This window comes from Uliginosibacterium flavum (assembly GCF_040566545.1).
Lineage (GTDB): Bacteria > Pseudomonadota > Gammaproteobacteria > Burkholderiales > Rhodocyclaceae > Uliginosibacterium > Uliginosibacterium flavum.
In genome coordinates this window covers 58,162-80,242 of record NZ_JBEWZI010000010.1, presented here as the reverse complement: position 1 = coordinate 80,242, position 22,081 = coordinate 58,162, and the positions used below count along the sequence as shown (strand labels likewise).

Annotated in this window: 18 protein-coding genes; 11 read left to right on the top strand and 7 right to left on the bottom strand. The window is 60.6% G+C overall.

What is annotated here, in order from left to right:
* Window positions 1–63: 63 nt before the first annotated feature.
* From ABXR19_RS10880 to ABXR19_RS10860, 5 genes are all read left to right on the top strand, one after another.
* Window positions 64–3,018 carry a PAS domain-containing hybrid sensor histidine kinase/response regulator gene (locus ABXR19_RS10880; RefSeq protein WP_354601151.1) on the top strand — a complete coding sequence of 985 codons (2,955 nt, stop codon included), beginning with the start codon at window positions 64–66 and terminating at the stop codon, window positions 3,016–3,018.
* A gap of 99 nt (window positions 3,019–3,117) precedes the next feature.
* Complete coding sequence (locus tag ABXR19_RS10875) at window positions 3,118–3,360, top strand: hypothetical protein (RefSeq protein ID WP_354601150.1); 243 nt, start codon at window positions 3,118–3,120, stop codon at window positions 3,358–3,360.
* Window positions 3,357–5,492, top strand: coding sequence for an ATP-binding protein (locus tag ABXR19_RS10870; RefSeq protein ID WP_354601149.1), 2,136 nt, complete (start codon window positions 3,357–3,359; stop codon window positions 5,490–5,492). The genes ABXR19_RS10875 and ABXR19_RS10870 overlap by 4 nt, the downstream gene beginning before the upstream one ends.
* A gap of 485 nt (window positions 5,493–5,977) precedes the next feature.
* On the top strand, window positions 5,978–6,532 hold the full coding sequence (locus ABXR19_RS10865) for a phasin family protein (protein ID WP_354601148.1): 555 nt from the start codon (window positions 5,978–5,980) through the stop codon (window positions 6,530–6,532).
* A gap of 145 nt (window positions 6,533–6,677) precedes the next feature.
* Window positions 6,678–8,147: a tetratricopeptide repeat protein gene (locus ABXR19_RS10860; protein WP_354601147.1), complete on the top strand. Its 1,470-nt coding sequence runs from the start codon at window positions 6,678–6,680 to the stop codon at window positions 8,145–8,147.
* Window positions 8,148–8,408: 261 nt separating this feature from the next.
* Here ABXR19_RS10860 and ABXR19_RS10855 read toward each other — a convergent pair whose 3' ends face one another.
* The 3 genes from ABXR19_RS10855 to ABXR19_RS10845 all read right to left on the bottom strand — a co-directional run bounded on the left by ABXR19_RS10855 (window position 8,409) and on the right by ABXR19_RS10845 (window position 11,115).
* The gene (locus ABXR19_RS10855) at window positions 8,409–8,495 is read right to left on the bottom strand and encodes a hypothetical protein (protein WP_354601214.1); all 87 of its coding nucleotides are present in this window, start codon (window positions 8,493–8,495) and stop codon (window positions 8,409–8,411) included.
* Between the two features lie 63 nt (window positions 8,496–8,558).
* Complete coding sequence (locus ABXR19_RS10850) at window positions 8,559–9,710, bottom strand: porin (RefSeq protein WP_354601146.1); 1,152 nt, start codon at window positions 9,708–9,710, stop codon at window positions 8,559–8,561.
* Between the two features lie 250 nt (window positions 9,711–9,960).
* Window positions 9,961–11,115 carry an oligogalacturonate lyase family protein gene (locus ABXR19_RS10845; protein WP_354601145.1) on the bottom strand — a complete coding sequence of 385 codons (1,155 nt, stop codon included), beginning with the start codon at window positions 11,113–11,115 and terminating at the stop codon, window positions 9,961–9,963.
* 198 nt (window positions 11,116–11,313) lie between these two features.
* Here ABXR19_RS10845 and ubiU point away from each other — a divergent pair, with 198 nt between their 5' ends.
* From ubiU to ABXR19_RS10815, 6 genes are all read left to right on the top strand, one after another.
* Window positions 11,314–12,318 carry a ubiquinone anaerobic biosynthesis protein UbiU gene (gene ubiU / locus ABXR19_RS10840; protein ID WP_354601144.1) on the top strand — a complete coding sequence of 335 codons (1,005 nt, stop codon included), beginning with the start codon at window positions 11,314–11,316 and terminating at the stop codon, window positions 12,316–12,318.
* A 262-nt stretch (window positions 12,319–12,580) separates the two neighbouring features.
* Window positions 12,581–13,540 (top strand): ubiquinone anaerobic biosynthesis protein UbiV, encoded by a 960-nt coding sequence (ubiV, locus tag ABXR19_RS10835; RefSeq protein WP_354601143.1) that lies wholly within the window; start codon window positions 12,581–12,583, stop codon window positions 13,538–13,540.
* A complete protein-coding gene (ubiT, locus tag ABXR19_RS10830; RefSeq protein ID WP_354601142.1) occupies window positions 13,527–13,955 on the top strand; it encodes a ubiquinone anaerobic biosynthesis accessory factor UbiT in 429 nt (142 codons plus the stop codon). The genes ubiV and ubiT overlap by 14 nt, the downstream gene beginning before the upstream one ends.
* Window positions 13,956–13,957: 2 nt before the next feature.
* Window positions 13,958–14,260 carry a DUF202 domain-containing protein gene (locus ABXR19_RS10825; protein ID WP_354601141.1) on the top strand — a complete coding sequence of 101 codons (303 nt, stop codon included), beginning with the start codon at window positions 13,958–13,960 and terminating at the stop codon, window positions 14,258–14,260.
* 48 nt (window positions 14,261–14,308) lie between these two features.
* On the top strand, window positions 14,309–16,219 hold the full coding sequence (locus ABXR19_RS10820) for an O-linked N-acetylglucosamine transferase, SPINDLY family protein (protein WP_354601140.1): 1,911 nt from the start codon (window positions 14,309–14,311) through the stop codon (window positions 16,217–16,219).
* 4 nt (window positions 16,220–16,223) lie between these two features.
* Window positions 16,224–16,958, top strand: coding sequence for a pseudouridine synthase (locus ABXR19_RS10815; protein ID WP_354601139.1), 735 nt, complete (start codon window positions 16,224–16,226; stop codon window positions 16,956–16,958).
* A gap of 173 nt (window positions 16,959–17,131) precedes the next feature.
* Here ABXR19_RS10815 and ABXR19_RS10810 read toward each other — a convergent pair whose 3' ends face one another.
* The 4 genes from ABXR19_RS10810 to ABXR19_RS10795 form a co-directional block, all read right to left on the bottom strand.
* Entirely contained in the window at window positions 17,132–18,514 is a 1,383-nt protein-coding gene (locus ABXR19_RS10810) for a sensor histidine kinase (RefSeq protein ID WP_354601138.1), read from the bottom strand.
* Entirely contained in the window at window positions 18,498–19,187 is a 690-nt protein-coding gene (locus ABXR19_RS10805; protein WP_354601137.1) for a response regulator transcription factor, read from the bottom strand. The genes ABXR19_RS10810 and ABXR19_RS10805 overlap by 17 nt, the downstream gene beginning before the upstream one ends.
* A 117-nt stretch (window positions 19,188–19,304) precedes the next feature.
* The gene (locus tag ABXR19_RS10800) at window positions 19,305–19,526 is read right to left on the bottom strand and encodes a hypothetical protein (protein WP_354601136.1); all 222 of its coding nucleotides are present in this window, start codon (window positions 19,524–19,526) and stop codon (window positions 19,305–19,307) included.
* A 312-nt stretch (window positions 19,527–19,838) separates the two neighbouring features.
* Window positions 19,839–22,043, bottom strand: coding sequence for a RelA/SpoT family protein (locus ABXR19_RS10795; RefSeq protein ID WP_354601135.1), 2,205 nt, complete (start codon window positions 22,041–22,043; stop codon window positions 19,839–19,841).
* Between the last annotated feature and the right edge of the window lie 38 nt (window positions 22,044–22,081).

The following is a 22,081-nucleotide window of genomic DNA, read 5'->3' as shown; positions in this document are numbered from 1 at the left end:
CCCAGCGCCTCCTGCCGATAAGCAGAAGGATGACATCCCATCCTTCGCAAGGGCTGCTCCCCAATGAATCCTGAGCTGTTCCGTTTACTTCTCACGGCTGTCGGCACCTTGCTGGGGGGCGGGCTGGCGCTCGGGCTGGCCCTGCCAGTCTTGCCGGCGCTGCTGAGCGTTGCTGCCGGGGCGCTCGCGCCTCTTGCCTGGCCGCTACTGCGCACGCGCCCGGCACTGCCTGAAGGGCTGGCACAATTACAGGCGGTGCTCGATCAGATCCCCGATCCGGTCTATCTGAAAGACCGGAACAGCCGCTATGTGCTGGCCAATCAGGCCTTCCTGGGCGAGCACTCGCTGAAAGCCGAGCAAGTCATCGGCCACACGCCTGAAGATATTTTCGGTGCGGAATACGGCGCGCGAGTGCGTGCCGAGGATCAAGCCATCTTCGCGGGTCAGGCGGTGCAGAAGGAAGAACACGCACCCAACCCGGTCACCGGCGAGGATCGCTACCAACGGGTCAGCAAGCGCGCATGCCCGTTTCCGGGCGGCGAATCCCTGATCGTGGGCTGCAATCTGAACACGACTCACTGGGTGCAAACCGAAGATGGCCTGCAAGATGCACTGCAACGCGAGGCAGATCTACGCCAGCGCGTGCAGGATTTCGTTCAACGCCTGATTGATGTCATCCCCGACCCGGTTTATGTGAAAGACGAGAACCGCCGCTTCATCATGGTCAATGAAGCTTTCGCCCGCGAACGTGCCCGCCCGCATGCCAGCCTGCTCGGACTGACCTCGGACGATCTGGCCCCCGATAACGCCGCAGCCTCGCTCTCGGCGCGCGAGGATCTAGCCGTGCTGGCGGGTGGCGAGGTCAACAAGGAACAGCACACCACGCTGCCGGTCAGTGGCGAGGAATGTTTCCGCATTGTGCGCAAACGCCGCTGCGTGGATGCCGATGGCAAACCGGTGGTGGTCGGCGCACACCTGTACATCACCGAATGGAAGCTTGCCGAGCGCAAGCTGCAGGACACGCTGGAGCGCGAAAAAGCCCTGCGCCAGCGCGCCCAGGCATTTGCCCAGCGCCTGATCGACGTGATCCCGCAACCTGTATACGTGAAGGATGCAGCCAGCCGCTATGTGATGGTCAATGGTGCCATGGTGCAAGATACGGGCAAGAGTCCCACGGAATTGCTCGGCCACACCCCTGAGGAACTCGGCGCCACGCCCAGCTATGCGGCGCTGGTAAAACGGGAAGATCAACAGATCATCGAAGGCAAGGTGATCCTCAAGGAAGAGCACATTCAGCACCCTTACACGGGTCAGGATGCCTACCGTCTGATTTCCAAGAACACCTGCCTGAATGCGGATGGCGAACCGATCATTGTCGGCGCCAACTTCGACATCACGCCCTGGCGCCGTGCCGAAAATGCGCTGCAAGGCGCGCTGCAGAGCCAGACCCAGTTGCTGGATTTCCTGCAGGCGGTGTTTGACGCCCTGCCCACGCCGCTGTTTGTGGAGAACAGTCAGGGCCAGTTCGTGATGCTCAACCGTGCCTTGGCCCGCATGCTCGGCAGCAGCACCGAGACGCTGGTCGGTGCCAGCAGCGCGGAGATGGGACTACCGCCTCTGCCCGACAGCATCCCACTGACGGAAACGAGGGCGCATGGACAGGACATGCATGTGCATCATCGCAGCTTGAGCCTGCCGAGCGAAATGGGCCAGATCCGCCACTTCGTACTCTTCGACACGGTCAGCGAAGGCGCCGACGGCTTGCCGGTGCGCATCGGCGTGCTCTCCGACATCACCTCACTGCGCGAAGCGGAAACCCGCTGGCAACACGCCAAGGAAACCGCCGAGCGCGCCAATGCGGCAAAGTCCGCCTTCCTCGCCAATATGAGCCACGAGATCCGCACCCCGATCTCCGGCGTGATCGGCACCCTGCGCCTGGCCATGCGCGATGAAGCGCTGGCCCCGGGCACACGCCACTATCTGGACACGGGCCTATCCAGCGCCGAATCGCTGCTGGGCATCATCAACGACATCCTCGACTTCTCGAAAATCGAAGCCGGCCAGCTCAAGATCGAAGAAATCGACATCGACCTGCACAAGCTGCTCGACGACACCATGCAACTGCTGCGCCACACGGCCCAGACCAAGGGTCTGCGCTTCACCCTGGACATGGGCCCACAGGTGCCGCGCCGGGTGCGCGGGGATCCGGTGCGGATCCGTCAGGTGCTGACCAATCTGGTCGGCAATGCCATCAAATTCACCGCAGCCGGACGCATCACGGTAATGGTCGACTCAGATTCCGACGAAGGCGAAGGCCGCATCGCCTTTGCGGTGCGCGACACCGGCGTAGGTATTCCGCCCGAAGCCGTCGGCCGCCTGTTCCAGAAATTCCAGCAGGCCGACAGCTCCACCGCGCGCAAATTCGGCGGCACCGGTCTGGGCCTGGCGATCAGCCGCCAGCTCGTCGAAGCCATGGGCGGGGTAATTGGCGTGCAAAGCGAGGAAGGCGTGGGCACCACTTTCCGCTTCACCTTGCCGCTGCTGGCGAGCAGTGAAAACAGTCTGCCCGCGGCACACATCGCCCAGCGCGCCGCGCACCGCCTGGACATCCTGTGTGCCGAAGACTCGGCCACCAACCGCATGATTGTGCAGGCCATGCTCGAAGACATGGGCCACACGGTCAGCTTCGCGGAGGACGGCGTCGCTGCCGTTCAGGCGCTGACCGAAAAGGACTTTGATCTGGTGCTGATGGATGGACGCATGCCCGAAATGGATGGCGCAGACGCCGCCCGCGCGATTCGTGCCGGCGGCCTGCCAGGCATCGCCGTGCGCGACGCCCGCATCCCGATCATTGCGCTGACCGCCAACGCCAGCCTGGAAGATCGCGAAGAGTATCTCTCCGCCGGCATGGATGATTTCCTGACCAAACCCATCGACGAAGCAAAGCTGGCCGAAGCCCTGCAGCGCTGCAGCGAACGCCTGCACAAACGAACGGCACCAGCAGTGAAGGCGCCATGAAGCTGGACTGGTGCATCCTCGGACTGATCCTGATCACCCAGTGGCGCCAGACCAAGTGCGCACCGTGACAGCTTGGCCCACTTGCAATCATTCGCTAACATGCATCCCACACCGCTCTGCATATTCGATGGCACACATGGCGGACAGCCTGGAATCCGCCTCGCCAGCCCGGCCGTTACCACGCGCCAGACCGACAGCACCGAAATCCTGTCCGCCGCGCTCAATACAGACACCGAACCCGTGTTCACCTTGCCAAATCATCTACAAGGCCAGCCGCGCTGCCATAAACTGCACATCAGCATGCTCTGCCTACTGATTGAAGACCCGGTGGCGGCCACATGAAAGCCGACTGGCTGTGGATTGCCCTCTCCTTTTCGATGGCTCTGCTCGGCGCGGCCGGACTGCACCAGTTCGATCTGCCGCCGCTCCTCGGCCTGTGCCTGGCCGCAACCGCTGGCCTGATCCTGCCCTGCGTGCGCCTGATGCGTCAGGCCGCCAAAACCGAACCTGAACAAGTCCACTCCTTCGTCCAGCGCCTGATCGATGCAATCCCCGAGCCGGTCTACATTAAGGACGCACAATCACGCTTCCTGTGGATCAATCAGGCCTTTGCCGAAGAACGCCGTCGCCCTGCCAGCGAAATCATCGGCCTCACCTCCTTCGACCTCTCGCCCAATCCGGAGGCCAGCCGCACCCTCTCCAGCGAAGACAGCGAAGTACTCGCCGGCGGCAGCGTGTTCAAGGAGCAACACACCACTTACCCGATCACCGGCGAGGAGTGTTTCCGCCTGGTCTCGAAACGCCTGTGCTTCGCCCCCACGGGTGCCGCCTTGATCGTAGGTGCGCATTTCGACATCACCGGCCTGCGCCAAGCCGAACGCGCGACCCAGGAAAGCCTGACACGCGAAGTGATGCAAAGTCAGCGCATCCAGACTTACATGCAACGCTTCGTAGATGTCATCCCGCAGCCGGTCTACGTCAAGGACGCCGCCAGCCGCTACCTGCTGGTCAACGAAGCCCTTTGCCGCAATCGCCTGCTCAGGCCAGAACAACTGGTCGGCAAATCACCCTTTGACCTTTCCGACAATCCCGAACATGCACAACAGGTGATCGAAGAAGACCAGGAAGTGCTGAACGGCCTGGTGATCGCCAAAGAGGAATGCCTGAAGCATCCAGTCACCGGCAAAAATGTCTATCGCTTCATTTCAAAAGGCAGTTGCGAAGACGCGAATGGCCACCCGGTGATCGTCGGCGCCAATTTCGACATCACCGCCTGGCGCGAAGCCGAGCTGCGCTGGCAACACGCCAGCACCGCGAAATCGCAATTCCTCGCCGCCATGAGCCATGAAATCCGCACTCCGCTTTCGGGCGTGATCGGTACCCTGCGCCTAGCCATGAAAGATGCACAGATCCTGCCCGGCACCCGCGACTATCTCGACACCAGCCTCAACAGCGCCGAATCCCTGCTGCGCATCATCAGCGACATCCTGGATTTCTCGAAAATCGAGGCCGGCCAGCTCCTGCTCGAAGACATCAATTTCGACCTGCATAGCACCGCCCGCGAAATCCTCAAAAGCTTCCGTGAACAAGCCGAACAACGCGCCCTGCGCTTCATTCTGGAAGTCGATCCGCAACTGCCCCAACACTTCCGGGGCGACCCCACGCGCATCCGCCAGATCCTCATCAACCTTGTCGGCAACGCCCTGAAATTCACCGAACAAGGAGAAATCAGCCTGCGCATTCGCGCCAATCCGGTCCATAACGGACGCCAGCAAGTCATCTTCTGCGTCGCAGATACCGGCATCGGCATCGCCCCCGATGTCGTCCCGAAACTCTTCCAGATGTTCCAGCAAGCCGACACCTCCACCACCCGGCGCTTCGGCGGCACCGGCCTGGGTCTGGCCATCAGCCAGCAGCTCGTGGAAGCCATGGGCGGCAAACTCAGCGTCGTCAGCCACGTTGGCGTCGGCAGCAGCTTTGAATTCGATCTGCAACTGGCCCCCGGCGAAGCCCCGGCCCCCGTCCCAACCGCCAGCGACGAACTGCCACCGCACTCGCGCCGCCTGAACATCCTCTGCGCCGAAGACGTGCGCGTGAATCAACTCATCATCCGTGCCCAGCTCAAACACCTCGGACACAACGTCACCATGGTCGAAAACGGCCGCGCCGCCATCGCCGCCCTCGCAGAAAATGATTTCGACCTGATTCTCATGGACGGACGCATGCCTGTCATGGACGGTGCCGATGCCACCCGTGCAATCCGCGCCGGCGGCCTGCCCGACACTCCCGTGCGCAACCCGAAGATCCGCATCGTCGCCGTCACGGCCAACGCCAGCGCCGAAGACCGCGCCCTCTACCTCGCCTGCGGCATGAACGACTACCTCACCAAACCCGTGCACGAAAGCCAGCTGCACGCAGCCCTGAGCCGAACGATCGAAGCACTGGACGCGGAAATCCGGAGTTCTGAGTTCTGAGTTCTGAGTGCTGAGCACCCAAAGTTGTAGGAGCGGCTTTAGCCGCGAATCACGCATCCATTCGCGACTAAAGCCGCTCCAACGAAAGGCATGTCGTGAAAAGCCGCTCTGCGCCTGCCTCTACGACATGCCTGCCTGAAGAGAACCGCCGGATGCGCTTCTTCAAGGCCCTATCCCGCGGACCGATATCCAGCGCAACGGAATCCTGGGCATTTCGCCCGCCCCCAGCTAGACTCGCCCCTCCAAAAACACCCCGCATCACAACAAAGACCCCGCCCGTACGGACAGTAGGCCAAGCGCCAAGCCTTGCAGATAATGGCGCCGCGCCACCAAAAAAACTTGACGCAACGCAGCAAAATTATTCTTGACAGCGCAAAAGTCCTTCGTATAATTCAGATTGTGCGATGCAGCAATTTCGTCGCAAGCAGCACATTCAGTCCTCATGTAGCCGCTTCAATCCGAAATCAACTATCTAGGAGTCAACCATGTCCCTGCCAGATCAAATCAACGTCGCCAACAAAACCGCCATCGAAGCCGCTCTGACCTTCGCAAACACTGCCTTTGCCAGCGCCGAGAAGCTTGCTACGTTGAACCTGAACACCGCCCGCGCCATGCTGGAAGACAGCGTCGCCACGGCCAAGACCCTGCTCGGCGCCAAGGATGCACAAGAGCTCAGCTCCCTGCAATCCACCCTGGCACAGCCGGCTGTCGAAAAAATCGTCGCCTATAGCCGCAGCGTGTATGAAATCAGCGCCGCCGCTCAGGAAGACATCGGCAAGATCCTCGAAGGCCAGCTCTCCGAAGTAAACAAGAACGTTTCCGCCGCACTCGACAAGGCCGCCAAGTCTGCACCTGCCGGTTCCGACGTTGCTGTCGCCGCCGTCAAGTCCGCCATTGCCGCAGCCAACTCCGCTTACGACAGCATCAACAAAGCTGCCAAACAAGTCGCCGAAATCGCCGAAGCCAATGTCGCAGCCGCCACCACCGCCACCGTCAAGGCCGTGGGCAGCTCCACCGCCAAGGGCAAGAAGGCCGCCTGAGTTTCAAGCTCATCGGGCCCCGGCCGCAACCGCCGGGTTTTTAAGCCGCAGCCGCAATGGCTGCGGCTTTTTTGCGTGCAGATTTAAATTGCCACTACGCCCCCGGCACAGGAAAATGGGCGCTCTCCCCATGTGACGCATGCCAATGGAAAATCTGAGCTTAGCCAAGAATCTGTTTCTTCGGGCCCTGGCAGCACAAGAGGCAGGCAATCTGCCGGAAGCCGAAACCCTGCTACGCCAGGCACTGACACACGCCCCCGGACGTGAATCATTGCAAGTCAATCTGGCCGGCATCCTGCTCGAAAACAGCCAAACAGCAGAAGCCACCTCCCTTTGTGAACAAGTGCTGGCTCACAACCCGGCCAACCCCACTGCCTGGCTCAACCTGGCCTTGTGCAGGATGAAGGACGATGCGCCTTCTGCTGCGCTTGATGCCATGGAAAAATCTATTGCACTTGACCCTGGCAATGCAAGCGCATACGGCAATCAAGGCAGCATCCTGATGCTTCTAGCCAAGCCAGGGAAAGCACTTTCTGCCTATGAGCACGCTATCAGACTGGATGCGGACAACCCAGAGTGGCATACCGCCCGAGGCACAGCACTGCGCGCACTGCGTCGCTTCAATGAAGCTGCAGAGGCCCACACCAAAGCCCTACTGCTTGATCCGGACTGCGCCAACGCCCACTGGAACCGCGCGCTTGTTGAACTCACGCTGGGGCACTACGAAACCGGCTGGCAAGAATTCGAGTGGCGCTGGCGCACGCCTGAGCCCGTGATTTTCAGCTACAGAGGCCATGCCCCACGCTGGCATGGCGCGTCTTTAAAGGGTCAGCGTATCCTGCTATGGAGCGAACAAGGGCTGGGGGACACCCTGCAGTTTTGCCGCTTTGCGCTCCCTCTTGCAGAGCAGGGAGCCATTGTCATCCTGCAGGTTCAGGCTTCGCTGCTACGACTCCTGCGCGACAGCCTCGCCTCAGCGCACATCAGCGTGATTGCACAGAATGAAATCCCACCCCCGCACGACCTGCACAGCCCACTACTGAGCCTGCCACGGATACTCGGCACCAGGCCCGAGACCATTCCCGCCCGACATCAGGCCTACCTGAGCGCCCCGACAGGACTCGAACACGATTGGCAAACCAAACCAGACCTCCAGCGCCAGCCTCGGGTCGGTCTGATGTGGCAAGGCAATCTGGAAAACCGTATCGGCCGCTCCCGCTCGCTACATGCCAAACAGCTGTTACCCCTCCTCAGCTTGCCCTGCGACTTCGTCTTTGTCGGCAAAGATCTGGCCGAAGAAGACGCACAGCTGCTGGTCAGCACCGGCAACTTCCGGCACCTCACCAGAGCCATCAGCGATTTCGCCGACACGGCCAGCCTGATTTGTCAACTTGATCTCGTGATCAGCATCGACACCTCAGTGGCGCACCTCGCCGCAGCACTCGGCACGCCAACCTGGGTACTGCTTGCTCAAGGTGCAGACTGGCGCTGGGGCCTGGATGAGGACAGCTCCCCCTGGTACCGGCACAGCACCCGCTTGTTCCGCCAGACCGAAGCGGGCAACTGGGACGAAGTTATCAGCGCCTTACGCTCCGCCCTGAACTCTTTGACTTGAGGGTTTGAGCGGCTTTATTGATTCAGCCCAATTTCAGATTGAAACCCAGAAGCAACTTCAGTCGCACACCACGCTTGGCAGACTGACTGAAGTCTGCCTGCCACACGGGCACATGCAACTGTTTGCGGACCCAATCAATTGTCGCGAATGAACGCGATATTTCGCGGCTAAAGCGGCTCCTGCGAAAGGCAGATCGCGCCGTTTAAAAAACGCTCACCCTCTGAACTTGCCTGCCCGAAAAGCCTCACCCAGCTTGCCTTTTCAGCATAGCCGCCTCGAAACCCTTGTCACGCGCGTATCTTCAGGGTGCACTGCTGCTAAACAAGGCCCGATGCCGCTCCCTGACAGGTAGACAAAAAAAGGCAGCCCGAAGGCTGCCTTTTTACAGAAACCAATCTTCCTTGCGGAGGATCAGAATTCCTTCATGATACCGACCTTGACGGTCGTTGCATCAGCCTTGGTAGCACCGCCGCTGAAATTAGCACCCGTGCCAACATACTTGCCGTTAGCGAGGGCTTCTTGACGGGCAAAGTCAGTCTTCTGCAGGTTTGCATACACTTGCACGCTCTTCGACAGGAAGTAGGAACCGCCAACCATGATCGACTTGCCGCTGTTACGACCCGTCGGGCCCGAACCCAAGTCGTTCAGGTGGGAGATACCCAGACCGACTTCAGCCTTGCCATTGAAGTTGTAAGCCACCACGAAATTGGTGTTCTTTTCCTTGTAGTAACCTTCAAGAGCCGAGGCGCCCTTGTACACGTTGTACGCAGTCGAGAACTTCAGGTTCTTGTTGCCCGGGATCGGACGGATGTTCAGGTAAGCGTGGGTGAAGTTACGACCCAGACCAGCTGCACCGCTCTGCTGAGCAGACGGACGCACGTCGGTCACGTCGAAGCCCCAATCCACGATACCGTCCATCACGACACCTTCGGAACCGATCACGAAGACATTGCCAGAAGAAACAGCGTCAGCATCATTGGCGCCAGCCTTCTGGTTGTCGCCGTTGGCGTACGTAGCCTTGACCAAGGTCTTGATCGGGCCGAGGTTGAAGGTCGGGGACCAGTAGGTCGTGTTACGGTTGGTCAGGGACTCTTCACGGAACTGGGACACGCCGAACTTGACCAGCTCGGTGTCCTTCGGAGTCACCATATAGGGCTTTTCGGCCAGCTTGTACTCGTTAGAGGCCAAGTTGGCAACACCCCACTGCAGCGTGCCGAACGGCGTGGTAAAGGCCATGGCCTTCTTATCGTTGCTGTTCAGGCCGCCAGTGGTGGCAGCGTTTTTGCCTTCATGCACGTTGCCGAAGCGAATATCGAAGTCGACACGGATGTCGTAGCCCTTGGCGATTTCTTCCTTGGCGCCGATGCTGATGCGGCTGGTCGAGTTGCAACCGCCGTCAACAGATTCCTTGGTGCCGATCATGTTGCCATCGGTGTCGTTGGCTTGAGTGCGGCTGAACGAATAACAAGCATCAAACTTACCACCAACGGTGACGGAAGTTTGTGCGAAAGCGGCGCCAGACATCAGACCAGCAACAGCCAGAGCAATAAGTTTCTTCTGCATGAATAATTCTCCTCACAGTTGAAGATCGGGGGCATGGCAGCTGCTGCCTTACTCTCCCATCCCACCTCTCGCGATTCGAGAAGTTGATGCGATTCTGGCAAGCGAGGCTGCTCAGGGCAAGCTTAAAGCAGCCTTTCCACACATTCGGGAGTCAAACTGTTGTGAGGATGCAACACAGACCACCTCGCACCGGAGGCATAAAAACAAAACGGGCCCACAGGCCCGTTTTGCTTGGAACCACACAGCTTGCTCAAGTTGGCAGATCGGCCAGATAGACCGCCGGCTCGCCCTCAAAATCGGACGAAAACAACACGCGCTTGCCATCCGGCGTGAAGCCGGGGTGTGGGTGCGTGACCTGACGATCATTGCGATACACCTTCCACGAGGAGTTATGTTCGCAGATCTTCTTGGTGGTCTTGTTCTTCAGATCGAAGAGGTACAGGAAGGGATCATTTTCGTGGGTATGTGCAGCCGTATCCTGGACATCCGCCGGGGTATCACAGCCATCGCCAACCGCCAGGGAGCCGTCGTGATTGCTATACAGATGCGAGCACGGCGGCATGGTCAGCACGGCTTCGTTTTCCAGCGTAACCGGATCGGCCACACAGATCCAGCGATCCGAGCTGCCTTTTTTGTAAGACACGTACATCATCTTGGAGCCGTCCGGCACCCAGAATTCGTGTGTGCAGGATTCGCCCTCTTCCTGTTGCTTGACCTTGCGGGCATTCGTACCGTCTTCGTTGATCATCCACATGCGCGAATCGATCAGATCGTGCGGACCTTCGTGACAGAAAGCCACGGTGTTGTCGTCGCCCGGGCGATAGATGGGGTGACCCATCCAGCGCTTTTCGTCGAGCAGGACTTCGCTGGAGCCCTTTTCAATATCGACAATGATCAGGCGGCAACGCGGCTTCATGTGAAATTGTTCCGCGAACTGCTCCCAGGTGGTCAGCGGCAGCAGGTCGTCTTCGATGACTTCAATGCCGGCAAGCTTGGTGCAGTCAGTGTTGGAGCCCCAAGTGCCGTAGCCTTTCCAGCCATCCGGCACGGTGTAATAGGTTTCTTCCTTGAGCGTGGCCAGATCGACCTTGCGCATTTCCTTGGTGCCCAGGCGGTAATAGAAAGTCTTGTCGTCCGGCGACAGGAAGCAGCCAAAGGTGTTGTTGCCCGCGCCTTCGGTGATCTGGGTGGCGACCTGAGTGTCCAGATCGAGCAGGAAGTTGTTCCAGTTATTGTCAAACCAGCCGCCGAACATGAGCTTCTTGCCGTCATTGGTAAAACACTTCTGATAGAAGTAGTTACGGTGACAAGTCACGTCCGTGGGCGTCAGTCGGGTGACGCGCACGCCGGTACTGGGGTCGGTGTAGTCGTGAAACTTGAGCTGGAAGGTATCGCCCTTGGCCATTTTTATCCCCTGCTGAAAACCGGAAAGCCTGCGGGAGTGCGCTTTTCGGAGAGTGTCGGCGATTTTACGGCATTTGTCGGGCAAGCTTTAGCCTCGCCAGCAAGAATATAGGCTCCACTTATCCCGGCTTGACCCAAGGCAAGGTTCGCGCACGCCGCCCTGACTAAGCTGGACACCTGTTTTCAGCAAAGAGTCATCATGCGCAAACCCGAGCTGGTATGCCCCGCCGGCAGCCTGCCTGCCTTGAAAGCGGCCGTCGATAACGGCGCCGATACGGTCTATCTGGGGCTGAAAGATGCGACCAATGCGCGCAATTTCGCCGGCCTGAATTTCGACCAAAACACTGCCCGCGAGGGCATACGCTACGCGCAAAGTCGCGGCCGTCAGGTACTGATGGCGATCAACACCTATGCCCAACCCGGCGAGGAGGCACGCTGGCGTCAGGCCGTGAATAGCGCCGCCGATCTGGGTGTGAATGCGGTGATTCTGGCCGATCCGGGCCTGCTCGATTACGCCAGCAAGACCCATCCTGACTTGCGCCGCCACCTTTCGGTGCAAGGCTCGGCGACCAATTACGAGGCGATCAATCTGTATCGCGACCTGTTCGGCATCTCGCGCGCCGTGCTGCCGCGCGTGCTGACCTTGGCACAGGTAGAACACGTGATCGGCCATACCGACGTGGAGATCGAAGTCTTCGGTTTTGGCAGTCTGTGCGTGATGGTCGAAGGTCGCTGCCTGCTCTCCAGCTATGCTACGGGCGAATCGCCGAATACGGCTGGCGTGTGTTCGCCCGCCAAAGCGGTGCGCTGGGTGGAAACGCCCAAAGGCACCGAAGCGCGCCTGTCCGGCATCCTGATCGACCAGTACGCACCGGATGAGCCGGCCGGCTACCCGACCCTGTGCAAGGGGCGTTTCGAGGTCAATGACGAAACCTATTACGCGCTGGAAGAGCCGACCAGCCTGAACATCGTCAGCGCCCTGCCCGACCTGCTGCGCATCGGCGTGGCCGCGATCAAGGTGGAGGGCCGCCAGCGCAGCCCGGCCTATGTGGCGGAAGTGACACGCACCCTGCGTGCAGCCATCGACGCGGCTTTCGCCGATCCGGCGCGTTTTGCGTCGAAACCGGCCTGGGATGCGGCGCTGGGCAAGGTTTCGGAAGGACAGCATGTGACGCTGGGTGCGTATCTGCGGCCGTGGAAGTAAAAATGGCTGACGGCGCTACTGCGCGAACGGCAGGCTGCGTTGGCTCGCTCGCCGTGCAAAAGCACTGTCTGCGCTCGCCGCCTTGCCTGCCGTCCGCTCGCTACGCGCCCTCAGCCATTTTCGGCATTTTTACCCGACAAATTCAAAGCCCTCATCGCAAAGCCTTATAGAACGGACTTCTCCGAGCAGGGCAATCCGAAGAACCAAGCTGCGCGCGGCTCTACAAACACCTCACTCCTCACTCCTTACTCCTCACCGCCCCATGAAACTCTCCCTTGGCCCCCTGCTCTACTTCTGGCCCCGCGAAACGGTACTGGCCTTCTACGCGCAAGCCGCCGACTGGCCCGTCGATACCATTCACCTCGGCGAGATGGTGTGCAGCCGGCGCCAGCAGATGCGTCTGGATGACTGGCAGGGACTGGCGCGCGAGCTTACGTCCGCCGGCAAGGAGGTCGTGCTGTCCTGTCAGGCGCTGCTGGAATCCGAAAGCGAGCTGAAGGCGCTGCGCCGGATCTGCGCAAACGGTGAGTTCCTCGTCGAAGCCAATGACATGGGCGCGGTCAATCTGCTCAAGGGCTCGCGCTGGGTCGCCGGCTCGCACTTGAATATCTACAACGCCGCCACCCTGCAGCTTTTCGCCGGGCTGGGCGCCGTGCGCTGGGTGCCGCCCGTGGAGATGGGGCGCGATGGTCTTACGACCTTGCTCAAGGACATAGACGGCGCAGCCCTCTCCCCTAACCCCTCTCCCGCAAGCGAGCGAGGGGAACATGCAGCGGCTGCGCCGATCGTAAAGCCGGAAACCGAACTCTTCGCCTGGGGCCGCCTGCCGCTGGCCTTCTCGGCTCGCTGCTTCACCGCGCGCCATTTCAATTTGAAGAAAGACGACTGCCAGTTCCGCTGCCTTGAATTCCCTGATGGCATGCAACTGGACACCCGCGAGGGCGAACACTTCCTCGCCATCAACGGTACCCAGACTCAGTCTGCAGCCACCCATGCCGCATTGCCGCACCAGGCGGACTTCTCCACGGCAGGCGTTTCGCGTCTGCGCATCAGCCCGCAGGCCGAGCACACCGCCCGCATCGTGGCCATGCACCGCGCCGCGCTGGACGGGCATGCGCTAAACTTGGACGAACTGGCCACTCTGGCCCCGAGCGCCCTGTGCGATGGTTACTGGACGGGTCGCGAAGGCATCAAGCTTGGAGAAATACATGCTGCCCACTGATTTCCGTCTGCCGAAATTCCTCGCCGAAATCGGCCCGAAACTGCCACAACGCCCGTGGAGCGACGCACTGTGCGCGAGCCTGGAACTGGCCCGTCTGACCAAACAGATCGACGCCGACTTCAGCTTTCTGGAAGGGCGCACCCTGCGCATCCTCATTGAAGATCTCGGCGCGCGCGCCACGCTGCGTTACACGAACGGCCACTTCCGCCCGGCCGCCGCCGACATCGAAGCCGACGTCAGCTTCCGCGCCGCCAGTGCCGATTTCCTCAAGCTGCTGCGCCGCACCGAAGACCCGGACACGCTGTTCTTCCAGCGCAAGCTGCGCATCGAAGGCGACACCGAACTGGGCCTGCACCTGAAGAACCTGCTCGACAGCATCGAGCCGCCAGCTTGGTTCAGCCGGCTGGTCGCCTGAGCATGGCCGATCAGCCCTATGCGCGCTTTCAGAGCGAAGACCTGATCCTGCGCGACGAACTGGCCATCGATCGCACCCTGCTGGCCAACGAAAACACCCTGCTCGCCTACCTGCGCAGCGCACTAACGCTGGTCATTGCGGGCGTCACCTTCATCCATTTTTTCGCCGCCAGCTGGCTGCTGTGGCTGGGCGTGGCTTTCGTACCACTGGGTATCGGCGTAGGCCTGTTCGGCGGGTGGCGTTTCTGGAAAATGCAGAAATCCATTTGCACCGTCCGCAGTCATAACCAGGCCCGCACGTCATAAATTTTATGACGCCAGTTTTGCGGCTCCAACGGCCATACCCCCTTCACCATGCACAAACTCAATCCCGCCAAAGCCCGCAGGCTCTCTGAACTGTTTGACCATGGCCTCGCCCTGCTTCAAGGCGGCGATGCTGAAGCGGCCATCTACGCTTTCGAAACCGCACAAAAGCTCGCTCCCGCTCAATTCGACGTACTTCACATGCTCGGCGTGGCGAATTTCGCGGCCCGCAAACCAGCACAAGCCATCAGCCTGATCCGGCGTGCTCTCAGCATCAAACCCACCGATGCAATGGCATACATGAATCTGGGGTTGGCACAGCACCAGCAAGGCAGTCTGGCAGAAGCGCTGGCCAGCCTGCGCAAGGCGGCGCAACTCCAGCCCGACGACCTGCGCATCATCTACAACCTGGCCAACACTCTTACAGACGCCGGCAACACGCAGGAGGCTGTCACACATTACCAGCATGCCCTGCATATTCAACCGGACTGCGCAGAAGTGCTGCATGCCCTGTGCAATGCACTCCGCGATATCGGCGCCTATATGGCTGCAGCCGGATACTGCAAGAAGCTCATGCAGATCGAACCTCAGCGCGACCGAATTGACGGGCGGCTGCTGCACCTGAAGGCACGCGCCTGCCTGTGGAACGACTTCGAGTCGGACTGCGCAAAAACCCTCACAAAAGTGGAGCAGGGCCTGGATGCTGCGGAGCCGTTTGATCTGCTCTCCATCCCATCAACGCCCGCCCAGCAGCGGGTCTGCGCCCACAAATATGCCGGCGCATACTTCCCTGCCCAGCCAACACCTCTCTGGCAAGAGAAAACCAGCCAGCCGGAGCGCATTCGCATCGGCTATTTCTCCGCCGACTTCCACGATCACGCTACGGCCTATCTGATGGCCGAACTGTTCGAAAAGCATGATCGTTCGCGCTTTGAAATCCACGCATTTTCCTTCGGCCCAAAACGCTCAGGGGCTATGCGCGCACGCCTTCAGGCCGCTTTCGAACACTTTCTGGATGTCGAAACTTTGAATGACGCTGAAATCGCACAGCTGGCCAGGAAACACGGAATCGACATTGCCATTGATCTGAAGGGCTACACCACCCATAGTCGAGCAGGCATTTTTGCCCACCGAGCAGCCCCGATCCAGGTCAATTACCTGGGCTATCCCGGCACGATGGGCGCGTCCTTCATGGATTACATCATCGCTGACGCCACACTGATCCGCGAGGGCGACGAGGTGCACTACACTGAAAAAGTCGTGCGCCTGCCCCACTCCTATCAACCCAACGACCAGTACAGAGAAATTGCAGCGCAGGCTCCAGAACGGGCCACCCAGAACCTGCCGGACAAGGCTTTTGTTTTCTGTTGCTTCAACAATAACTTCAAGATTACTCTGGAGGTCTTCGCCATCTGGATGCAGCTACTGCTGCAAAAAGAGGGCAGCGTTCTGTGGTTGCTGGAAGACAATAAGGACGCTGCAAACAGCTTGCTACAGGAAGCGCGACAACATGGTGTCTGTCCTTCCCGCCTGATCTTCGCACCACGTCTGGACCTGCCCGCGCATCTGGCCCGCCATCGTCACGCAGACCTATTCCTCGACACGTTCTATTACAACGCCCATACCACCGCCAGCGACGCGCTGTGGACAGGCCTGCCTGTCCTGACCCTGCCGGGTGAAACATTTGCCTCACGCGTCGCAGCCAGCCTGCTGAACGCACTGGATTTCCCGGAGTTGATTGCGACGAACCCTGACGATTACGCGGCAAAAGCACTGCATCTGGCCCACTCTGCAACAGACTTGCAAACCCTGCGTCAAAAGCTCGCGTGCAACCGTAGTAGCCACCCCCTTTTTGACGCGACGCGCCTGACCCGCAACATCGAGCACGCCTATTCCTGCATGTGGCTACGCCAGCAGCAAGGCTTGCCACCCGCAGCGCTGAACGTCCCGAATCAATCCTGAGATCATGCTCGACATCCTCTACCGCGACGATCAGCTAATCGCCGTGCACAAGCCTGCCGGGTTGCTGGTGCATCGCTCGGAAATTGACCGGCATGAGACCCGTTTCGCCATCCAGCTGCTGCGCGACCAGATCGGGCAGAAAGTATGGCCGGTGCATCGGCTGGATCGCGGCACTTCAGGGGTGCTGCTGTTCGCACTGGAACGCGAGGCCTTGATCGCGGCCAGCCGAGCCTTTGAAAACAATGAAGTCGACAAGGCTTATCTGGCGGTGGTGCGCGGCTGGCCAGCGGAAAGTGGAGTGATCGATTACGCCCTGTCGCGACAATATGATGACTATGAGCGACGCCCTGCGGGCGCCACAAGCGAAGCACAAGCCGCCATCACCCGCTTCGAGCGACTCACTACGGTCGAACTGCCGATCGCCGTAGATCGCTATCCAACCAGCCGCTATGCCTTGCTGCGCCTGCATCCTGAAACAGGCCGCCGCCACCAGATTCGCCGCCACCTGAAGCACATTGCGCACCCGGTCATCGGTGATTCAACGCATGGCAAAGGCATTCACAACCGGATGTTCGCCGAACACTTCGGCTGCCAGCGCATGCTGCTGGCGTGCACCGCCATGCGCCTGCGCCACCCTGTTACAGGCGCCGATCTGCTACTGGAAACACCACTGGATGAGGATTTTTCGGCGCTGCTGGGCGCGCTGGGCTGGAGTGCCTCAGTAGCCGTGTCCGCATAGCAAGCAGAAGACCATCTTAAGTTGCTCGAAGAGCCGCTCCCAGAAAGAGTCTTCAGGCATATACACCAGACATCCTTAGCCATAAACGCTCTTGGGACATATAGCCCGAAGAAGCCCGCTGGATGCGGCTCTTCAGGCGGCCTGACTCATAAACAGAAGTCTGCCCGGAAGCATCAAGTCCCGGCGCAACTCACAAAACTGACCCGCGCCAGCAAGCCCTGCCCACCCGGCGCATCGAGCAATTCGAAGCGAGCCTGATGGCCTTCGGCGATTTCCGCGACGATTGCCAGACCCAAGCCACTGCCCGTGCCGCGCGTGCCTGGCAGGCGCATGAAACGCTCCAACACTTTCTCACGCAATTCGGGCGCGATGCCGGGGCCGTTGTCTTCCACGGCGAAGAATCCGCCCCCCTCGTACAGGCCGGTGCGCAGGGTGACGCGCCCGCCGGATGGCGTATATTCAAGAGCGTTGTGCAGCAGATTGACCATCATCTCGCGCAGCAGCAAGGGCGAGCCTTCGACCGGCGCGGCGGCGAGTTCGAAGCCCAGGTCAATCCGGTTGGCAATCGCGCGCGGCACCCATTCGTCGACGAGTTCAGTGGCGAGCTTGGCCAGATCCAGCACCACACGTGCGTCGCCGGTACTTGCGCCAGGTTCGGCGCGCGCCAGCGAGAGCAACTGCACCGCCAGACGCGCTGAGCGTACGGCGGATTCATGGATCTCGCCAAGGCGGATGCGACTGTCAGGATCACGTGTTTCCAGCTGGGCCAGCTCGATGCGCGATTGCAGCCCGGCAAGCGGGGTGCGCAATTGGTGGGCGGCGGTGGCCAGAAATTTCTGCTGGGCAAAACTGGCTTCGCTCAGTTGCTGCATCAGGCGATTGACGGCTTCGACCAGCGGCTGAACTTCATCGGGCGCGTCGGCGACCCGGATTGACGAGAGTTCGCGCGGCGAGCGTCGTTCCAGCTCACGCGACAAGCGCACCAGCGGGCGCAGACCGCTGCCCAGACCAAACCAGACCAGACCGAAGGCGACACAGCCCGCCAAAGCCACCGGCAGCAGCGCGGAAAGCTGCGCGGCACGAATCAAGCGGCCACGCTTGCGCACAGTGGCGGCCATCACCACGCCACAATCGAGGACGCCGCAAGCCGTCATGACGGCGACCGCACGCACCGGGCGATCATTGACGACTGAATCAAAAAAATAGGGCTCGCCGCGCGTCAGTTTAACGGCCGGCCAAGGGATGTTGGGCTCACCCGCAATCGGCTTGAAGCGCTCGTTGAAGGCCGCGAACCAGTTGTAATCGAGCGCATCTGCATCGAGCAGCGCAGCGGCCTCGTCGGAGAGTTCGAAGGTCACATCGCCACTCTCATTGACGCCGATCCGGTCGGCCAGAGCGATGGCGACGTCACTCAGAGCGCGATCAAGTTCGCGTTGTATCGGACGCACGGCGAGCAGGTATTGCGCCAACGCGCTGACCAGCAACAGGATCAGCAAGCTGGGCAGCAGGATCAGCGCCAGACGCCGGCGCAAGCTACCGCTAAGCCGGCTCAGCATCGGCCGCTTCTTCCAGCATGTAACCAAAGCCGCGCACGGTGCGGATACGCAGACCAGAATCGACCAGCTTGCTGCGCAAACGGGAGACATACACCTCAACGGCGTTCTCGCTCACGTCACCCTCCCAGCCGGAGAGCGAACTGACCAGATGTTCCTTGCTGACGACTTTGCCAAGATGGCGCAGCAGGTATTCAACCAATTGCCATTCACGCGCGGGCAGATCAATCTCCTGCCCGGCCACCCAGGCACGCCGCGCCGAAGCATCCAGCATCAATTTGCCGACCGTGGTTTGTGCCCCCGCCGACTGACCGCGCGCGCGGCGCACCAGCGCCTTGGCGCGCGCCACCATCTCGGGCAGCGCAAAGGGTTTGACCATGTAATCATCGGCACCCAGCTCCAGCCCATGCACGCGATCATCAATCGCTTCGCGACCGGTCAGCACCAGCACCGGCAAGCGCAGCTGGGCGGCACGCACGCGGCGCAGCACCTCGAAGCCGTCAATGCCGGGCAAGCCGATATCCAGCACCAGCAGATCGTAATCATCGGTCTGCAGGGAGTTGAGTACCGGCTCGCCGCGCCCGGTCCAGTCCACCTGCGCCTCGGCCTGGCTCTGCAAGGCCCGCGAAATCGTGTCGGCCAGCGCCGGATCGTCTTCTACCAGCAGTACGCGCATGTCGTCGTTCCTGAATCAGAGAGTTCGTATGCTGCCATAAAAGCACAAGCGCCCGTGGAGGAAGGCGGGCGCTTGGGTTCTGACAGTTTGCCGGCTATCGCCCCGGCAGGCCAAGACTTACTTCTTGACTGCCGGAGTCACCGGTGCAACAGGCTTGGCAGCCGGCGCAGACGCCGTCGCGGCAGGGGCCGAAGCAGCCGCCGGAGCAGCAACTTTTTCAGTCTTCTCGATCTTGCCAGAAGCCTTGGCCGCAGCCGGAGCAGTGGCCGGCGCATCCGCAGCAAACGCAGTGGAAGCAGCAAAGGCAACAGCAGCAAGGCTCAGGACGAACTTGGTCATTTTGCAACTCCTTGGATTTGGTTGAGTTTCGGATCTGCGTGATTGCTCGTCCGACAACTGCAGATTAATCACCGAAACTGACCCAAGCCTGAGGCGAAGCTGACGACCACCTGACAGCGTCTGCGACGCAGTGCTAAGTGCTGAGTGCTGAGTGCTGAGTGCTGAGTGCTGAGTGCGCCATCAGCATGCTCCGAGAGCCGCTCTGCTAAAGCCTCTTCGGCATCCCTATCCGAAAACCGAATACCAGCGCGGCTCTGCAAACACGCCCACTCAGCACTCACTCCTCATTGCTCAGCACTCCGCCGCAGGCGGTCACCCCCGACTCGCCGAGACCACGCCTTTCACTTCGCTGATCTGCTGGATCACGCGCTGCACGGGTTCGGTGCCGGAGACTTCGATGGTGAAACGCATGAAGGCACGGCCGGATTTGGAGACGGTATTCACACCGATGACATTGAGCTTGTCGCGCGTAAACACATCCGAAATATCGCGCAGCAAGCCGGGGCGGTCGTGGGCTTCCAGCGCGATATCCACCGGATAAACCTCGCCGTGCGGCGTCTCGGCGGCAGCCGAACCACCCCAGGTGGCGGCGACGATGCGCTCGGGATGAACCCGCGCGATATTCTGAAAACTGCTGCAATCGCTGCGGTGAATCGATACGCCGCGCCCGCGCGTCACAAAGCCCTGAATCACATCCGGCGGCACCGGTTTGCAACAACGCGCGAGTTGCGTAAGCAGGCGACCGACGCCGACCACCAGCACCTTGTCATCCGAATTGGGCTTGTGGCTCTCGCGAATCACCAGTTCGGGTTCGGCCACTGCCGGCAGTTCCGGCAGCACCGCGTTGTGAATCTGCCGCCCGCTGATGTCGCCCCGCCCGACAGCCAGAAAGAAACCGGGCACATCCTTGAAGCCCAGTTTGCTGGCCAGTTCTTCCTGACTGGCCTGGGTCATGCCCGCGCGCTGCAATTCCTTGATGACGATGGCGCGGCCCTGCGCAGCGGTTTCTTCTTCGTCCTGCTGCACAAACCAGCGCCGCACCTTGGCCCGTGCATTCGAAGTGACAAGGTAGCCCTGCTGCGGATTAAGCCAGTCGCGCGACGGCCCGCCTTGCTTGGCCGCGATGATCTCGACCTTCTGCCCGCTGAGCAAAGGCGTATCCAGCGGCACCATCTGCCCGTCGACGCGCGCACCGCGGCAGCGATGGCCAAGATCGGAGTGCAGACGATAGGCGAAGTCGATCGGCGTAGCGCCCGCAGCCAGATCGATCACCCGACCTTGCGGCGTCACGACATAAACCGTGTCGTCCAGCGCGGCAGCCTTGGTATGTTCTTCCCACACGGCACCATCAGTGACTTCATCACGCCAGGACAGCAGCTGACGTAGCAGCGCAATCTTTTCGTCATACTCTGAGGCGCCATCGCCCTTGGCGCCTTCCTTGTAACGCCAGTGCGCGGCGACGCCCAGCTCGGCATGGCGATGCATGTCGTAGGTGCGGATCTGCACTTCCATGGCACGACCATCGGCGGCGCGCACGGCGGTGTGCAGCGACTGGTAATTGTTGCCCTTGGGTTGCAGGATGTAGTCGTCGAACTCCTTGGAGATCGGCTCCCACAGCTCATGCACCAGCCCCAGCACGGCATAGCAATCCACCACGTTGTCGACCAGCACGCGCAGCGCCCGCACGTCATACACCTGATCGAAGCCGACGTTCTTGCTGCGCATCTTGTTCCAGATGCTGTAGATGTGTTTGGGCCGGCCATACACTTCGGCCTTCACGCCGATCTCGGCCAGATCGTGCTTCAGACGTGTGATTGAATCGGCAATGAAGGCCTCGCGCTCGACGCGCCGCTCGTCCAGTTGTTTGGCGATTTTCTTGTAGGTATCCGGCTCAAGAAAGCGGAAGGATAGATCCTCCAGCTCCCACTTCAACTGCCACACGCCCAGACGATTGGCTAGCGGGGCGTAGAGATCCATGCTCTCGCGGGCAATATCCAGATTGGTGCACAACTTGTTCGCGGCAAAGTGGCGCAGGGTCTGCACCCGCGAGGCAATGCGCAGCAGCACCACGCGGATGTCCTCGGCCAGCGCCAGCACCATCTTGCGCAGCACTTCGGTCTGCGCGCGCAGATCGGCCGGCGAACCACTCTCGGTGCGCGAAGCCATTTGCAGACGATTCAGGCGGCGCAGGCCTTCGGCCAGTTTGGTGACGAGCGGCCCGAAACTCTCCTCGATGTGCTCGGCCGCCTTGGCATCGAATTCATGCACCGCGAAGAGCAGCGCCGCAATCCGCGCATCCAGATCCAGTCGCAGTGACACGGCGATCAGAGCCATGCCTAAGGCATGCTCCCAAACCCCTTCGCCGCTGGAAAGCTGACGGTCTCCATAGCAAGATTGTGCCCATTCAATGGCCTGAGCCAGAATGGCGCGCGCCTCGGGCGGCAAACCATCGGCGAGTAGCTCGTCGAAGGACGTTTCGCCATCAGTATTGGCGACAGAGTGCTGAACAGAAACCATGGCCGGATTATCCCACACCGACCGGCTTGATCTGCGCG

What these genes read in the sequence shown, in the direction of transcription:
- ABXR19_RS10880 (WP_354601151.1), top strand. Translation starts at nt 64, where the DNA reads ATGAATCCTGAGCTGTTCCGTTTACTTCTCACGGCTGTCGGCACCTTG.
- ABXR19_RS10875 (WP_354601150.1), top strand. Translation starts at nt 3,118, where the DNA reads ATGCATCCCACACCGCTCTGCATATTCGATGGCACACATGGCGGACAG.
- ABXR19_RS10870 (WP_354601149.1), top strand. Translation starts at nt 3,357, where the DNA reads ATGAAAGCCGACTGGCTGTGGATTGCCCTCTCCTTTTCGATGGCTCTG.
- ABXR19_RS10865 (WP_354601148.1), top strand. Translation starts at nt 5,978, where the DNA reads ATGTCCCTGCCAGATCAAATCAACGTCGCCAACAAAACCGCCATCGAA.
- ABXR19_RS10860 (WP_354601147.1), top strand. Translation starts at nt 6,678, where the DNA reads ATGGAAAATCTGAGCTTAGCCAAGAATCTGTTTCTTCGGGCCCTGGCA.
- ABXR19_RS10850 (WP_354601146.1), bottom strand. Translation starts at nt 9,710, where the DNA reads ATGCAGAAGAAACTTATTGCTCTGGCTGTTGCTGGTCTGATGTCTGGC.
- ABXR19_RS10845 (WP_354601145.1), bottom strand. Translation starts at nt 11,115, where the DNA reads ATGGCCAAGGGCGATACCTTCCAGCTCAAGTTTCACGACTACACCGAC.
- ubiU (WP_354601144.1), top strand. Translation starts at nt 11,314, where the DNA reads ATGCGCAAACCCGAGCTGGTATGCCCCGCCGGCAGCCTGCCTGCCTTG.
- ubiV (WP_354601143.1), top strand. Translation starts at nt 12,581, where the DNA reads ATGAAACTCTCCCTTGGCCCCCTGCTCTACTTCTGGCCCCGCGAAACG.
- ubiT (WP_354601142.1), top strand. Translation starts at nt 13,527, where the DNA reads ATGCTGCCCACTGATTTCCGTCTGCCGAAATTCCTCGCCGAAATCGGC.
- ABXR19_RS10825 (WP_354601141.1), top strand. Translation starts at nt 13,958, where the DNA reads ATGGCCGATCAGCCCTATGCGCGCTTTCAGAGCGAAGACCTGATCCTG.
- ABXR19_RS10820 (WP_354601140.1), top strand. Translation starts at nt 14,309, where the DNA reads ATGCACAAACTCAATCCCGCCAAAGCCCGCAGGCTCTCTGAACTGTTT.
- ABXR19_RS10815 (WP_354601139.1), top strand. Translation starts at nt 16,224, where the DNA reads ATGCTCGACATCCTCTACCGCGACGATCAGCTAATCGCCGTGCACAAG.
- ABXR19_RS10810 (WP_354601138.1), bottom strand. Translation starts at nt 18,514, where the DNA reads ATGCTGAGCCGGCTTAGCGGTAGCTTGCGCCGGCGTCTGGCGCTGATC.
- ABXR19_RS10805 (WP_354601137.1), bottom strand. Translation starts at nt 19,187, where the DNA reads ATGCGCGTACTGCTGGTAGAAGACGATCCGGCGCTGGCCGACACGATT.
- ABXR19_RS10800 (WP_354601136.1), bottom strand. Translation starts at nt 19,526, where the DNA reads ATGACCAAGTTCGTCCTGAGCCTTGCTGCTGTTGCCTTTGCTGCTTCC.
- ABXR19_RS10795 (WP_354601135.1), bottom strand. Translation starts at nt 22,043, where the DNA reads ATGGTTTCTGTTCAGCACTCTGTCGCCAATACTGATGGCGAAACGTCC.